The organism is Silvimonas iriomotensis (assembly GCF_014645535.1).
In the GTDB taxonomy this organism is placed as follows: domain Bacteria; phylum Pseudomonadota; class Gammaproteobacteria; order Burkholderiales; family Chitinibacteraceae; genus Silvimonas; species Silvimonas iriomotensis.
Map to the genome: position 1 here is coordinate 755,250 of NZ_BMLX01000001.1, position 13,368 is coordinate 768,617.

At 59.7% G+C, this 13,368-nt stretch carries 14 protein-coding genes; 7 read left to right on the forward strand and 7 right to left on the reverse strand.

Annotation, left to right across the window (positions count from 1 at the left end):
- Positions 1-79: 79 nt before the first annotated feature.
- The 7 genes from IEX57_RS03375 to trxB all read right to left on the reverse strand — a co-directional run bounded on the left by IEX57_RS03375 (position 80) and on the right by trxB (position 7,072).
- The gene (locus IEX57_RS03375; RefSeq protein WP_188702328.1) at positions 80-997 is read right to left on the reverse strand and encodes a formyltransferase; all 918 of its coding nucleotides are present in this window, start codon (positions 995-997) and stop codon (positions 80-82) included.
- Positions 994-1,938, reverse strand: a complete 945-nt coding sequence (locus IEX57_RS03380) for a glycosyltransferase (protein WP_188702329.1) — start codon at positions 1,936-1,938, stop codon at positions 994-996. The genes IEX57_RS03375 and IEX57_RS03380 overlap by 4 nt, the downstream gene beginning before the upstream one ends.
- Before the next feature lie 146 nt (positions 1,939-2,084).
- Positions 2,085-3,212 (reverse strand): DegT/DnrJ/EryC1/StrS family aminotransferase, encoded by a 1,128-nt coding sequence (locus IEX57_RS03385; protein WP_188702331.1) that lies wholly within the window; start codon positions 3,210-3,212, stop codon positions 2,085-2,087.
- A 9-nt stretch (positions 3,213-3,221) separates the two neighbouring features.
- Positions 3,222-3,593, reverse strand: coding sequence for an SMR family transporter (locus IEX57_RS03390; RefSeq protein WP_188702333.1), 372 nt, complete (start codon positions 3,591-3,593; stop codon positions 3,222-3,224).
- Complete coding sequence (locus tag IEX57_RS03395) at positions 3,590-5,233, reverse strand: phospholipid carrier-dependent glycosyltransferase (protein WP_188702342.1); 1,644 nt, start codon at positions 5,231-5,233, stop codon at positions 3,590-3,592. Before IEX57_RS03395 ends, IEX57_RS03390 begins: the two co-directional genes overlap by 4 nt.
- A 105-nt stretch (positions 5,234-5,338) precedes the next feature.
- On the reverse strand, positions 5,339-5,995 hold the full coding sequence (locus IEX57_RS03400) for a Smr/MutS family protein (RefSeq protein ID WP_229708651.1): 657 nt from the start codon (positions 5,993-5,995) through the stop codon (positions 5,339-5,341).
- 123 nt (positions 5,996-6,118) lie between these two features.
- The gene (trxB, locus tag IEX57_RS03405) at positions 6,119-7,072 is read right to left on the reverse strand and encodes a thioredoxin-disulfide reductase (protein WP_188702344.1); all 954 of its coding nucleotides are present in this window, start codon (positions 7,070-7,072) and stop codon (positions 6,119-6,121) included.
- A gap of 258 nt (positions 7,073-7,330) precedes the next feature.
- On the opposite strand from trxB, the gene IEX57_RS03410 reads away from it, so the two are divergent.
- From IEX57_RS03410 to pyrH, 7 genes are all read left to right on the forward strand, one after another.
- Positions 7,331-8,032: an ABC transporter permease gene (locus IEX57_RS03410; protein ID WP_188702346.1), complete on the forward strand. Its 702-nt coding sequence runs from the start codon at positions 7,331-7,333 to the stop codon at positions 8,030-8,032.
- Positions 8,020-8,592 (forward strand): hypothetical protein, encoded by a 573-nt coding sequence (locus IEX57_RS03415; protein WP_188702348.1) that lies wholly within the window; start codon positions 8,020-8,022, stop codon positions 8,590-8,592. Before IEX57_RS03410 ends, IEX57_RS03415 begins: the two co-directional genes overlap by 13 nt.
- 113 nt (positions 8,593-8,705) lie before the next feature.
- On the forward strand, positions 8,706-9,683 hold the full coding sequence (locus IEX57_RS03420; RefSeq protein ID WP_188702350.1) for an MlaD family protein: 978 nt from the start codon (positions 8,706-8,708) through the stop codon (positions 9,681-9,683).
- 3 nt (positions 9,684-9,686) lie between these two features.
- On the forward strand, positions 9,687-10,511 hold the full coding sequence (locus IEX57_RS03425; RefSeq protein ID WP_188702352.1) for a tetratricopeptide repeat protein: 825 nt from the start codon (positions 9,687-9,689) through the stop codon (positions 10,509-10,511).
- Between the two features lie 193 nt (positions 10,512-10,704).
- Positions 10,705-11,424, forward strand: a complete 720-nt coding sequence (gene rpsB, locus IEX57_RS03430; protein WP_188702354.1) for a 30S ribosomal protein S2 — start codon at positions 10,705-10,707, stop codon at positions 11,422-11,424.
- Between the two features lie 89 nt (positions 11,425-11,513).
- Entirely contained in the window at positions 11,514-12,389 is an 876-nt protein-coding gene (gene tsf / locus IEX57_RS03435) for a translation elongation factor Ts (protein ID WP_188702356.1), read from the forward strand.
- Between the two features lie 244 nt (positions 12,390-12,633).
- Positions 12,634-13,353: a UMP kinase gene (gene pyrH / locus IEX57_RS03440; protein ID WP_188688034.1), complete on the forward strand. Its 720-nt coding sequence runs from the start codon at positions 12,634-12,636 to the stop codon at positions 13,351-13,353.
- Positions 13,354-13,368: the final 15 nt, after the last annotated feature.

Below are 13,368 nucleotides of genomic sequence, written 5' to 3' on the forward strand. Positions count from 1 at the left end.
CTTTGTCCTTCTCAGGTGTAACCAACAAATTGAAAATCGGGGCCGGCAATCGGGTGCCGGCCGCTCAGCGCAATGCGCTTCAAACCAGTTGCAGCATCTGGCCAGGCAAACTGGCCAGGGTATCTACAGTCAGTGTCTGGCCTGCGAGTTCAGCATCCAGCACACGCAACACACTGCCATCGGCAGCGCGTGCAAACAGTTTGCCGTCTGCCGCAAACAGGGCCAGCGGGCCTTGCGAGCCGCTGGCAGCAGCCACACGGGTGCGCCAGAGAATCAGGCGGCCGTGCGGAGTATCGGTAAACGCGCCCGGATAGGGCCGGGTGACGGCGCGGACCAGATTATGTACCTGCGTTGCCGACTGTTGCCAGTCGATCCGGCCGTCTTCCGCCTTGCGGCCACCAAAGTAGGCGCCCTGACTGAGGTCTTGCGGCTTGAAGACCGCCGTACCATCAAGCAGGCTGGGCAAGACGTCGTACAGACACTGTTCTGCGACCACGGTGACTTTAACAAAGACTTCTTCGGCGGTGTCGTCCGGCAGGATGGGCACAGCTTGCTGGGCCACCAGCGGGCCGTTGTCCGGCTTGACGTTCATCACATGCAAGGTGGCGCCGGCTTCGGTTTCGCCCTTGATGATCGCCCAGTTTACCGGCACGCGGCCACGGTACTTGGGCAGCAGCGAGCCGTGCATATTGAAAGCGCCGCGCTTGACGGACTCCAGCAGCGGGGCCTTGAGCATGTTGCGGTAGTAGAAACTGAACAGGAAGTCGGCATTGAGCGCGGCAACCTGTTGTTCGACTTCCGGCGTGTTCGGGTCATCCGGGGTGATGTACGGGATATCGTACTCACGGCAGACCTGGGCAACCGAGCCGAACCAGATGTTCTCGTTGGGGTTGTCTTCATGCGTGACCACCAGCGCGACATCCACACCGCGCGCCAGCAGGGTCTTCAGGCAGCGGACACCCACATTGTGATAGGCAAAAACGACGGCGCGACTCATTCCTGGTCCTTCTTTTCCAGAATGGCGCTGATCAGGTAGCGCGGACGCTGGCGGACTTCATGGTAAATCCGGCCAATGTACTCACCCAGAATACCGATACCGAACAGCGTAATCCCGATCAGGAAGAAGGCGATGGCGAACAGGGTAAACAGACCGCCGACTTCCGGGCCGACAAAAATACGGCGGGCGATCAGCACCAGCACCAGCAAAGCCGAGAAGAAGGAAATCACCATGCCCAGCATGGAGAACGCCTGCAGCGGCACAATCGAGAAACCCGTCATCAGGTCAAAGTTCAGACGGATCAGGCTGTAGAGCGAATACTTGGATTCACCGGCGTGGCGTTCTTCGTGGCCGACAATGACCTCGGTCGGGTTTTGCGAGAACGAATACGCCAGCGCCGGAATAAAGGTGTGCATTTCGGCGCACTGGTTGATCAGGTCGATGATGCGGCGATCATAAGCGCGCAGCATGCAGCCCTGATCGGTCATCTTGATTTTGGTGAGTTTTTCACGCAGGTGATTCATGGCGCGGCTGGCGACGTGACGCCACATGGAGTCATTGCGCTGACGGCGAATGGAACCCACGTAGTCGTGACCCTTGTCCATTTCTGCCAGCAGCGTGCCCACGTCTTCCGGCGGGTTTTGCAGGTCGGCATCCATGGTGACAATGCGCAGGCCATTGGCGTTTTCAAAACCGGCCAGAATGGCGCGATGCTGGCCGAAGTTGCCGTTCAGCAAAATCACGCGGGTGACATCCGGGCGCTTTTCAAACTGGGCGGCCAGCATGCCGGCAGAACGATCGCGGCTGCCATCGTTCACAAACAGGATTTCATAACTTTTGCCCAGCGCATCAAGCGCCGGGTAGAGCCGGTCGAACAGGGCCTGCAGGCCCGCTTCTTCGTTGTAGACAGGGATAACGACCGTAACTTCAGGTTGGCTCATAAGGTGTTGGCTATCGTTGTGTAGGTGAAAGAGGCCGGGGCGCCTGGCGCCGGCCGGCCTGATTCCGGTTGGTTGTATTGTTGTTATGTTCCAGCCATGGCCGGATTGCATGGCCAGACTGTCATCTGCGCCGCCAGGCGCACCGTTCAGCTTTTCAGAACCGGCTTGAGCACTTTGCTCAGGGCCGCGCAGACGCGATCCACGTCTTCGTCTTTCATGGCCGGGAACAGCGGCAGGCTGACCGTCGTGGCGCCGATATGCTCAGCGTGCGGGTACATGCCTTCTTTGTAGCCGCGCTCGCGGTACAGCGTAAACAGGTGCAGCGCCGGGTAGTGAATGCCCACGCCCACGCCTTCTTCTTTCATGCGGTCAATGAACTCGGCACGGCTGATGCTCATGCGCTTGAGCGGCAGCAGCGGCTGGAACATGTGCCAGTTGCTGTCGTCCGATTGCGGCGGCAGTTCCAGGCCCAGTTCCGGGTCGATCAACTGGAAGTAGCGCCTGGCCAGTTCGGCCCGGCGGGCGTTGAATTCGTCCAGTCTTTTCAGTTGACCCAGGCCCACTGCGGCAGAGACATCAGTCAGGTTGTACTTGCCGCCAGGCAGGTCGCAATCCATGGTGCCGTCCGGGAAACGTGTCACGCCTTGCAGGCGCCACTTCACGAACTCGCGGGCTTCTTCTTCATTGTTCAGGACCAGCGCACCGCCTTCGGTGGTGGTCATGTTCTTGTTCGGGTGGAACGAGATCGAGCACAGATCGCCAAAGCTGCCGACGCGGCGACCACCCCAGGTGGCGCCTTGCGACTGCGCTGCGTCTTCCAGTACGCGCAGATTGTGCTTTCTGGCGATCTCGTAGAGGCGATCACGATCTACCGGCAAGCCGGCCAGATCCACCGGCAAAATGGCCTTGGTGCGCGGGGTAATGGCGGCTTCGACCTTGTCCAGATCGATATTGCGCGTACGCGGGTCTACGTCCACCAGTACCGGCATGGCGCCGGCATTGATGATGATGTTGGTGGTGGCAACCCAGGTCATCGGGGTGGTGATGACTTCATCGCCCGCGCCAATCTTCATCAGCCGCAGGGCGATTTCCATCGCGCCCGTGGCCGAGTTGACCACGCGGACCGGACGGCCACCGAAGTAGGCCGACAAACCGGCTTCCAGCGCTTGTACCTTGGGGCCGCTGGTGATCCAGCCGCTGCGCAATACATTGGCGACGTCAGCAATGGTTTCTTCGTCGATGGAAGGGCGGGTGAACGGCAGAAAATCGGTCATGGGAAAGTCTTAACTCCGGGCAATCAGGAAAACGCCAACAATGATGATGCCAATGCCTGCCACGCGCTGGGTGGTCAGGGCCTCACCAAATAACTGCCAGGCGAGCACGGCGTTGACAACATAGCCGATCGACAGCATCGGATAGGCCACGCTGACTTCAACGCGCGACAGCGCCATGATCCAGACCACCACGCTGATTACGTAGCAGGACAAACCCGTAATGATGTACGGGTTGGTGGCCAGTTGCCAGCCAATGGGCACGGCGTTGGCGGCAGAAAACTCGAAATGGCCAATGCCGCGCACGCCGGCTTTGAGCGCAAGCTGGGCGCCGGCATTGAGCAACACGCCAATCAGGATCAATACGAATTCAAGTGCTTTCATGGTCGGGTAATCACAAGGCGACGCGGGTCGCTGGTAATGATGGTCATGGGCAGATTCAGTTTCTGCAGTTTCTCATAGGTGGTGCGGGTCACCACGGCGATGGGCGCCTGGTCGGTCTGCCAGCGCCGGGCGAACTCGTCCATGTGGATAAGCTTGTCCGGTTCGGCTTTCTGGCCGGTTTCGAATTCATCGACGTAATCGACAAACTGCAGCGTGCGCTTCAGATAAAACGGCAGGCTCTGATCGTAATACTCAACAGCGTACAGTGTGGTGCTCGGGGTGATGTGCGGCTTCATGGCCTCGACGAGGTAATAGCTCGAGTTGGTCACCGCGAACGATTCATGCCCCAGCATTGGAATCTGGAAACCGATGGCGCTGCCGATCACCGTCGCCGCAATGGCCGCGCATTTATTGTTGCGGCTGGCCAGAATCCAGGTCACCACGCCGGTGGCGAGCAACACGATACCGGTGGCGATCAGCCAGTACGAATAGGTGAGATTGATCGCCTGCGGCGTGCGTTCACTGCCGGTTTGCCCAAAGAAATGCGCGCCGATGACCAGCGCTACACCCAGCACCGCCACCCAGCCCAGATGCCAGCGCAGCGCGCGGGCAGAGACCTTGTCTAGCACCTGCGCGGCCAGCATGGCCAGCGCCGGGAAGATCGGCAAAATGTAAGAGGGCAGTTTGGAATCGGACTTGGAGAAAAAGGCGAAAATGAACACCGCCCAGATCAACAGGAAACGATTGGCCTGAAAACGCTGGTCTTCAACCTTTTGCCAGCCCAGTTTCAGGGCCTGCGGCAGCAGGGAAGTCCACGGCAACATGCCGGCGATCAGAATGGGGATGAAATACCAGATCGGGCCAAGGCGATTGTGTTCAGTCGTGGTAAAGCGCTGGAAGTGCTCATGCACAAAGAAGAACCACAAGAACTCAGGATTGGCGCGCGATACAAACCAGAACCAGGGCACGGTCACGGCCAGCATCACCAGCAAACCCTTGCCGATATGCAGACGCAGCCACAAACGGGCATCGCGCTGGATCAACGAGTAGAGCACCAGCACCGCACCGGGCAGCACAATGCCGATCAGGCCCTTGGACAAAATCGCCAGACCCATGGCCGCCCAGCAGGCGACCATCCAGTTGCGGTTTTCGTCCTCTGTCGCGCCCTGGCGCTGGGCCAGCATGAAGGCGCCCATGCCGGCGGACATGAAGAAGCTGACGCCCATATCCAGCGTCAGGAAGTGGCCGTTGGCCATCCACCACACGCTGGTCGCCAGGATGCTGCCCGTCAACCAGGCAACGCGATCGCCCCAGAACCGGCGCGATACAAAGAATGCGAACAATACGCCCAGAAAGCCGGTCAGGCCGGGCCAGAGGCGGGCGGCAAATTCAGACTCGCCCAGTACCTTGAAGCTGGCTGCGGTCGCCCAGTATTGCAGCGCCGGTTTCTCAAAATACTTGATGCCATTGAGGCGGGGCGTGACCCAGTCGCCAGAGACCGCCATCTCGCGGCCGATCTCGGCATAACGTCCTTCATCCGGCGTAATGACTTTGCGGTAGCCCAGCGTGCCGAACCACAAAACCGCAAACAGCACGACGATCAGTACCCGGCATCCCGGGCGGGAAAAGAAGGCGTTCATCGGACCACGCTATTATGAAAACGCGGCATTGTACCTGAATGACCGCGCGCAGGGCTTAGGGCAAGCTTAAGTGGCCTGTTACAGACTTTTAAAAGTGACCTGGACTTACTTCTCGCGCCAGCCCTTGAGCAGGACCAGCACCGCGCCAGCGCCGCCATCGACTGGTCTTGCCTGGCTGAAGCCGAGCACTTCGTCGCGCTGTGCCAGCCAGTTTTTCAGCTTGAGCTTGAGTACGGGTTCGCGGTTTTTTGAACCCAGACCCTTGCCGTGAATAATACGCACACAGCGCTTGTTGGTGCGGCGACATTGCAACAGAAACTCCGCCACCGCCAGCCGGGCGGTATCAGAGGTATGTCCGTGCAGGTCCAGTTGTGCCTGCACCACCCACTCGCCGCGCCGCAATTTGCGCAGTGTTTCCAGTTTTAGTCCGGGGCGGATAAACAATAATTCTTCGCCGCTTTCCAGTTCATCCCATGGCCACAGGTCGCTCATGGCTTCGGCCATGACCGCGGCTTCGTCTTTTTCGCGCTGGCGTGGCCACGGGCTGGGTCTGGGGCGTGGGTGTTCTACCTGTACCGGGCGGTAGAGTGGCACCGTGCCTTTGGTGGCGGCGACAAAGAGTTCGTGATCAGTCGGTTCCGGCGGCTTGACCGGTATGGGTCGGGGCGCGTCCGCGGCCTGCTGTTTCAGCGTCTTTCTGATTTCTTTGAGGCGCTGTTTCGGGTCGGAACTCATGGTGGGAAAAACGGGACTGGGATGCATTCAACATACCATGGCCAGGCCGGGCGCGGCCATCCGTCATCAAGTGTATCGGCGGGTGCAGGTTGGGCAGGCAAATAAAAAAGCCGCATCAAGCGATGCGGCTTTTTATCGGGGCACCCAGGCTTAACGCAGGGTTTCCAGGTAACGGTCTGCGTCCAGTGCGGCCTGGCAACCGCTGGCAGCGGAGGTCACGGCCTGGCGGTAGATGTGATCTTGTACGTCACCGGCAGCAAACACGCCCGGCACGCTGGTGGCGGTGGCGTTGCCATCACGGCCGCCCTTGGTGATCAGGTAGCCGGTGCTGTCCATGTCCAGCTGGCCCTTGAAGATGTCGGTGTTCGGCTTGTGGCCGATGGCGATGAACACGCCCGCCAGTTCAAGTTCCTTTGTCTGGCCGTTCTGGCTGGACTTCAGGCGCACGCCGGTGACACCGGAATTATCGCCCAGCACTTCGTCCAGGGTCTGATGCAGTTCCAGCGAGATCTTGCCTTCGGCCACCTTGGCCATCAGGTGATCAACCAGAATCTTCTCGGCGCGGAAGGTGTCGCGACGGTGAATCAGCGTCACGTGTGCAGCAATGTTTGCCAGGTACAGCGCTTCTTCCACAGCGGTGTTGCCGCCGCCAACCACGGCGACGCGCTGGCCACGGTAGAAGAAACCGTCACATGTGGCGCAAGCCGAAACGCCCTTGCCGGCAAAGGCTTCTTCGCTGGGCAGGCCAATGTACTGGGCCGAGGCACCGGTCGCCACGATCAGCGCGTCACACGTGTACTCGCCAGAATCACCCACAAGGCGGATCGGCTTTTCGTTCAGGTACGTGGTGTGAATATGGTCAAACAGGATTTCGGTGCCAAAGCGCTCTGCATGCTTTTGAAAGCGCACCATCAGTTCCGGGCCCTGCACGCCGTCGGCGTCGGCAGGCCAGTTGTCCACTTCGGTGGTGGTGGTGAGCTGACCACCCTGAGCCAGACCGGTGATCAGTACGGGCTTGAGGTTGGCGCGGGCGGCGTAAACGGCGGCGGTGTAGCCGGCCGGGCCGGAACCCAGAATCAGCAGATTGGAGTGCTTTGTGGACATTGGCTTTTTCCTGTGTAAATAGGCTGCAATCTTGGCCGTTAGTCTAATTCATTGGCCAAGGGCGATCTAATCGAAAATGACTATGATCGCGATTGGCTTGTCGCAAACCCGGTGCTGCCCGGTCAGCCTGTCAGCAATAAAAATCAGCTTGGGGCTGACTGCGGGCTTTTCCAGAGCAGTCCATTCATTGCGCTTTGTGACAAGCGGCAAAGGCACGTTATAGTGTCCGCTGTCTTTCCTGAGGCTTGTCTTTGTCGCATGCTGCGCCGCCTGTTTTCGCCCTTGCTTGATCCTTTGTCTGGCCTGCGCCATGCGCCGGCACGCCGGGTATTGCTCAAGCAGATTTACTTTACCGGTAACGAGGCCGCACTTCTGGTGTTGCTGGTGGGGTTTGCCCTGGGCGGTATAGTCGTGGCTATGCTGCACGGCCAGTACGGCCAGAGTCAGGAGGCCGCCTTGCGTTTGCTGGCCTCTTTGGGCTTCAAGGAAATCAGCCCCTTGCTGGCTGCCATCATTCTGGTGGCGCGCTCTTCTTCGGCGGTGGCCAGTGAACTGGCGACCATGCAGGTGCATGGTGAAATCCGCTCGCTCTATCGTATGGGTATTCCGCTGGGGGCGTATCTGATCATGCCGCGCGTCCTGGGTATGACTATCGCCTGCATCGGCCTGTCTTTTTATCTGGCGGTGGCCGCGCAACTGGGCGGTGCCTTGCTGGGTGCCGGTGCCGAGGTAGCCTACCAGGTGCTGGAGTTTGATCGCATGCTGTCGCTGGAACAGGTGCTGACCTGCATGGCCAAGGCGGCGCTGTTTGGCGTGGGCACCAGCTTGCTGGCGTGTCACGTCGGCTTGCGGGTCGGCCCGTATGTCACGGATATTCCCAAGGCATCGTCCCGCGCGGTGGTGCGCGGCCTGAGTGCCATCTTTGTGCTCGATTTCATGTGGTCCTTATGGCTGTCCTGAAACTGGCCGATGGCATTGAACAGGCGCTGGAGCCCGGCCAGGGTTACTGGCTGGTCTGCGGGCATGAGCAACAAATGCAGCAGCGCTTTGACGCATGCGCTGAATGGCTCAATCAAATTGCCCCAGGCGCCGTGGGCGCGCTGGAAGGCGCGGGCGGTTTGCTGAGCAATCTACGCGTGTGGGAGAACATGATCCTGCCCGTGTGGTATCACCGCTCGCAATCCATGGCGCAGCTGGAGGCGCGGTTTGTTGAGGTCACCGGGCGACTGGGTCTGGCTGGCGAGGCGCTGGCCCGCCTGGCTGCCGCCTTGCCGGCCGGGCTGGACAGGGAGCGCAAGCGGCAACTGGTGCTGGTCCGTGCCTATGTGCAGGAAGCGCAGTTCCTGCTGGCGGATCAGGACTGGTATGACTGGATTAACCACGCCGCGCCCACGGCGTGCAAGGACGTGTTTGCCGGTCTGGCAGAATCGGTGCCTTTGGTGGTGATCGGCGTAGGGGCGCCTGCGTTGTCAGCGCAGTTGCAAGAGATCATTCCCATGCCGCAGTCCGGGGCGCATTAACCCGGGCGGCTGCAGATATAACTGCAGTAACTGCAGATATATATAAGTAGAACGTAAAACAGCCAGCCAGTAACGGTTGGCATGAACCGCATGTTTGATTGCTGGACACATTGATGCCCATTAAATACCTCAAAGACACCGACGCCCGCTTTCAATGGCTGGGCTGGCGCGTGGGTGTTTTTATCGCTGCCGGTTTTTTGTGTTTTGTAGCGCTGGTGGTGCTGCTGGCCATCCGTCAGGGTTATTTCACGCCCAAGACCCGGCTGTCTTTTGTGGCGGAAAGCGGCAACAGCATGAGCACTGGCATGCAGGTGCGGTTTTCCGGCTTCAAGATCGGCGTGGTGGACCGGGTGGCGCTCAATGATCAGGCCAAGGTCGATGTCGAGTTGCTGGTAGAGAACCGCTATCTGAAGTGGGTCAAGCCCGATTCGGTCGCGTTGCTGCAGCAAGATGGCTTTCTGGGCGATCACTATATTGAAATCGCGGGGGGTACTGCCACGGCGCCGCCCATTCAGGAGGGCGGCAAGCTGGTGTTTGCGCCCGCCATGGGCCTGTCTGAAATCGCAGCTGACTTGCGTCAGCGCACCATACCGGTCATCGACTCCATTCACGACACGCTGGAATACCTGAACGATCCCAAGGGTGATGTGCGCGCCACCGTTGCCAACCTGAACCAGTTCAGCGCCGAGCTGCGCGAAACCCGCAAAACGCTGGATCAGGTGTTGCAGCATCTGGATCAAGTTGCCGCCAAAGACCTGCCTGCCACGCTGGATCAAGCCACGCAGGCTGCGCGCCGCGCCGATCAGGTGCTGGCGCAGGCGGACCGGGCGGCGTCTGAAGTCGCGGCACATCTGCCGGCCATTCTGGACAACACCAACCGCACGGCCAGTGAAGCCGCAGCCCTGGCCAGCACCGCCCGCAAGGCAGTGGATGGTGTGGCACCGCAATTGCCGTCCATTGTGCGCAATACCGGCGACCTGGTGCAGGGCAGTAATGAACTGGTGAGCGGCGCGCAGCGCAGCTGGCCGTTCCGCAACTGGGTGAGCGTGCCCGATGCCTCGGCGCCGGTGCCGGAAAGCCGGGGGGAATAAGTCATGCGCCATCTCTTGAGTGGACTGGTGGCGGGCGCTGCGCTGTTGGGTCTGCTGGCCGCATGCAGTACCACGCCCGCGCCGCAGACGCCGGCATCAGTGCTGGCAACGCAGGCACGCGGCGCCATGGTGAACGCCAATCGCGCCAGCCAGCAGCAACGCTGGGACGATGCCGCCGTGCAATGGCAAGCCGCGTTGAGTTTGTTTCAGGCCATGGATGACTGGGGCGGGCAGGGCGAAGCGCGGCTGGGTCTGGCCTATGCCCAGGTAAAAATGCACCAGCCAGCCAATGCGGTAAAAACGCTGGCACCGATGGATTCAACCTTGTTCAGGCCAGTGCAACGCGCCCAGGCCGGGTATCAACTGGCCTTGCTGGCCATGCCGGATACCCAGATGGCCGATGCTGCGCTGGCCCATGCCCGTTCAGTCTGCAGTGCCGATTGTGCCATCGCCCCGCAACTGGATAACCTGGACGCGCGCATTCACCTGCAACAGGGTGATGCCGCTGGCGCACTGGGGTTGGCGAATGGCGTGCTGGCCCGGGGCGAGGGCGTACCCATGGTAGAGCGCGCCCATGCTTTGCGCCTGGTGGCACAAATCCGCTTGCAGCAGGGGCAGCCGGCAGCTGGCTGGCAGGCGCTGCAGCAGGGAATTGTCATGGACCGGACGCTGGCCAACCCGCTCTGGCTGGCTGATGACTTTGCCTTGCAGCTTGATCTTGCCGGGGCCATGGCAGATCAGGCGCTGGCAGAGGACGCTCGCGTGCGTTTGCGCAGTGTGTGCGAGGTCGTTGCGGCCAGTGGATGTGAGCGGGTTGCCGCTCATTGAAGGCGCCCTGCAATTTAGTCGCGCAGGGTGGCTTGAGCCGGTTGTCACAATCAGGTTATAATCTTGCGCTTTCGCATTTCGCGGAAATCTTCCCGGTCCGCCATTAAGGGTGCGCCACAAGGGGTCAACCATTTATCTGACCCTGGCGTGCAACGCGGACGGTAGGCCATAACCCTTATCGGAGTTCAGTTTTATGTCTATCAGCATGCGTCAGATGCTCGAAGCGGGCGTCCACTTTGGTCACCAAACCCGTTACTGGCACCCCAAGATGGGCCAGTACATTTTCGGTGCACGCAACAAGATTCACATCATCAACCTGGAAAAGACCCTGCCGCTGTTCGAAGAGGCACTGAAGTACGTGCGTCGTCTGTCGGCTAACAAGGGTACTGTCCTGTTTGTTGGTACCAAGCGTCAAGCGCGCGAAATCCTGGCTGAAGAAGCCCAGCGCGCTGGCATGCCGTTCGTTGATCACCGCTGGTTGGGCGGTATGCTGACGAACTTCAAGACCGTCAAGCAGTCCATCAAGCGTCTGGAAGACCTGACCGCTATTCTGGCTGATGACAACAACGGCTACGGCAAGAAAGAACTGCTGGACATCAAGCGCGAAGTTGAAAAGCTCGAGCGCTCGCTGGGCGGTATCAAGGATATGAAGGGTCTGCCGGACGCGATCTTCGTGATCGACACTGGCTACCAGAAGGGTGCCATCGTTGAAGCCCAGAAGCTGGGCATTCCGGTGATCGGCGTTGTTGATACCAACAACAATCCGGAAGGCATCGACTACATCATCCCGGGTAACGACGACTCCTCCCGTGCTATCCGCCTGTACGCTCGTGGCGTGGCTGATGCCGTGCTGGAAGGCCGTAACCAGGCTGTGCAGGAAGTTGTGGAAGCTGCTGCTGAAGCGCAAGCGTAATTTCAGCTCGCTAGAATCTGCATGAAAAAGGGGCGTTGCGCCCCTTTTTCGCAAGTATCCAGTCACAATCGAATTTCAGGAGAATCACTATGGCGGAAATTACCGCAAAATTGGTCGGCGAACTGCGCGAACTGACCGGCATGGGCATGATGGAGTGCAAGAAGGCACTGGTTGAAGCGAACGGTGATATCAAGGCTGCTGAAGAAGCGCTGCGTATCAAGTCCGGCAACAAGGCTTCCAAGCTGGCTGGCCGTACCGCTGCTGAAGGCACCGTGGCTGCATTCATCTCCGCCGACAAGAAGCACGGCGCGCTGATCGAAGTGAACTGCGAAACCGACTTCGTGGGCAAGGATGCCAACTTCCTGGCGTTTGCTGCACTGGCTGTGAAGGCTGTTGCTGAATCGAACGTGACCGACGTTGAAGCCCTGGCTAACGTGACTGTTGATGGCGCTACCGTTGAAGAACACCGCAAGGCTGTGATCTCCAAGCTGGCAGAAAACATCACCCTGCGTCGCGCTGTGCGTTACGAAACCACCGGTCAACTGGCTGCTTACCTGCACGGCTCCAAGATCGGCGTGCTGGTTGCCCTGCAAGGTGGCGACGAGCAACTGGGCAAGGATATCGCCATGCACATCGCCGCTTCCAAGCCGGTGTGTGTGTCCAAAGACCAGGTTCCGGCAGAACTGCTGGAATCCGAGCGCAAGATCTACACCGCGCAAGCCGCAGAATCGGGCAAGCCGGCTGATATCGTTGCCAAGATGGTTGAAGGCCGCGTGACCAAGTACCTGGCTGAAGTGACCCTGCTGGGCCAGCCGTTCGTGAAGAACCCGGACCAGACCGTTGAAAAACTGCTGGCCGAGAACAGCGCCAAGGTCGACGCCTTCACCATGTTCGTGGTTGGCGAAGGGATCGAGAAGAAGGTTGTGGATTACGCCGCTGAAGTGGCTGCCGCTGCCAAGGTCTGATTCCCGTAGCACGTCCGCTTGCCGTTCGCTGTGCTATAAAGGCTCAGACGAAGGTCAGGCGGGCGGAACCGGCGGCGTCCATGCTTGTCGGTAGTATCAAACAACAACGCCGCGCGGCGACGCGCGGCGTTTGTTCGCCCGGTGTGTGCTTCGCCATGTTTTGAAAACATTGCAAAGTGCATACTTCGGCTGGCCAAGAGCCGGCCCGTCACCATCCTCAAGATACCTCACAAAAGGAACCCGAATGAGCCCCGATACCAAATACAAACGCATCCTGGTGAAACTGTCTGGTGAGGCCCTGATGGGTGAGGACAGCTACGGCATCAACCGTGTCACCATCGAGCGCATTGTCCAGGAAATCAAGGCTGTGGTTGATCTGGGTGTGCAGGTGGCCATCGTGATCGGTGGCGGTAATATTTTCCGCGGCGTAGCCCCGGCCGCCGCCGGCATGGACCGCGCCACGGCCGATTACATGGGCATGCTGGCCACGGTGATGAACGCACTGGCCCTGCAAGATGCCATGCGCCACGCCGGCATTGTCAGCCGCGTGCAGTCCGCCCTGACCATCCAGCAGGTTGCCGAGCCGTACATTCGCGGCAAGGCCATCCGCTACCTGGAAGAAAACAAGGTCGTGATCTTCGGTGCCGGTACCGGTAACCCGTTCTTCACCACCGACACCGCTGCCGCCCTGCGCGGCATGGAAGTCGGCGCTGACATCGTGCTCAAGGCCACCAAGGTGGATGGCGTTTACACTGATGATCCGAAGAAGAACCCGGACGCGGTGCGCTATCACACCGTCACCTTCGACGAAGCCATTACCCGCAATCTGAAGGTGATGGACGCCACAGCATTTGCCCTCTGTCGTGACCAGAAGATGAACATCAGCGTGTTCAGCATCTTCAAGGCTGGCGCGCTCAAGCGCGTGGTACTTGGGGAAGATGAAGGTACGCTGGTACACTGCTAAGTTACTTCGGGGCAC

What these genes read in the sequence shown, in the direction of transcription:
- IEX57_RS03375 (WP_188702328.1), bottom strand. Translation starts at nt 997, where the DNA reads ATGAGTCGCGCCGTCGTTTTTGCCTATCACAATGTGGGTGTCCGCTGC.
- IEX57_RS03380 (WP_188702329.1), bottom strand. Translation starts at nt 1,938, where the DNA reads ATGAGCCAACCTGAAGTTACGGTCGTTATCCCTGTCTACAACGAAGAA.
- IEX57_RS03385 (WP_188702331.1), bottom strand. Translation starts at nt 3,212, where the DNA reads ATGACCGATTTTCTGCCGTTCACCCGCCCTTCCATCGACGAAGAAACC.
- IEX57_RS03390 (WP_188702333.1), bottom strand. Translation starts at nt 3,593, where the DNA reads ATGAAAGCACTTGAATTCGTATTGATCCTGATTGGCGTGTTGCTCAAT.
- IEX57_RS03395 (WP_188702342.1), bottom strand. Translation starts at nt 5,233, where the DNA reads ATGAACGCCTTCTTTTCCCGCCCGGGATGCCGGGTACTGATCGTCGTG.
- IEX57_RS03400 (WP_229708651.1), bottom strand. Translation starts at nt 5,995, where the DNA reads ATGCATCCCAGTCCCGTTTTTCCCACCATGAGTTCCGACCCGAAACAG.
- trxB (WP_188702344.1), bottom strand. Translation starts at nt 7,072, where the DNA reads ATGTCCACAAAGCACTCCAATCTGCTGATTCTGGGTTCCGGCCCGGCC.
- IEX57_RS03410 (WP_188702346.1), top strand. Translation starts at nt 7,331, where the DNA reads ATGCTGCGCCGCCTGTTTTCGCCCTTGCTTGATCCTTTGTCTGGCCTG.
- IEX57_RS03415 (WP_188702348.1), top strand. Translation starts at nt 8,020, where the DNA reads ATGGCTGTCCTGAAACTGGCCGATGGCATTGAACAGGCGCTGGAGCCC.
- IEX57_RS03420 (WP_188702350.1), top strand. Translation starts at nt 8,706, where the DNA reads ATGCCCATTAAATACCTCAAAGACACCGACGCCCGCTTTCAATGGCTG.
- IEX57_RS03425 (WP_188702352.1), top strand. Translation starts at nt 9,687, where the DNA reads ATGCGCCATCTCTTGAGTGGACTGGTGGCGGGCGCTGCGCTGTTGGGT.
- rpsB (WP_188702354.1), top strand. Translation starts at nt 10,705, where the DNA reads ATGTCTATCAGCATGCGTCAGATGCTCGAAGCGGGCGTCCACTTTGGT.
- tsf (WP_188702356.1), top strand. Translation starts at nt 11,514, where the DNA reads ATGGCGGAAATTACCGCAAAATTGGTCGGCGAACTGCGCGAACTGACC.
- pyrH (WP_188688034.1), top strand. Translation starts at nt 12,634, where the DNA reads ATGAGCCCCGATACCAAATACAAACGCATCCTGGTGAAACTGTCTGGT.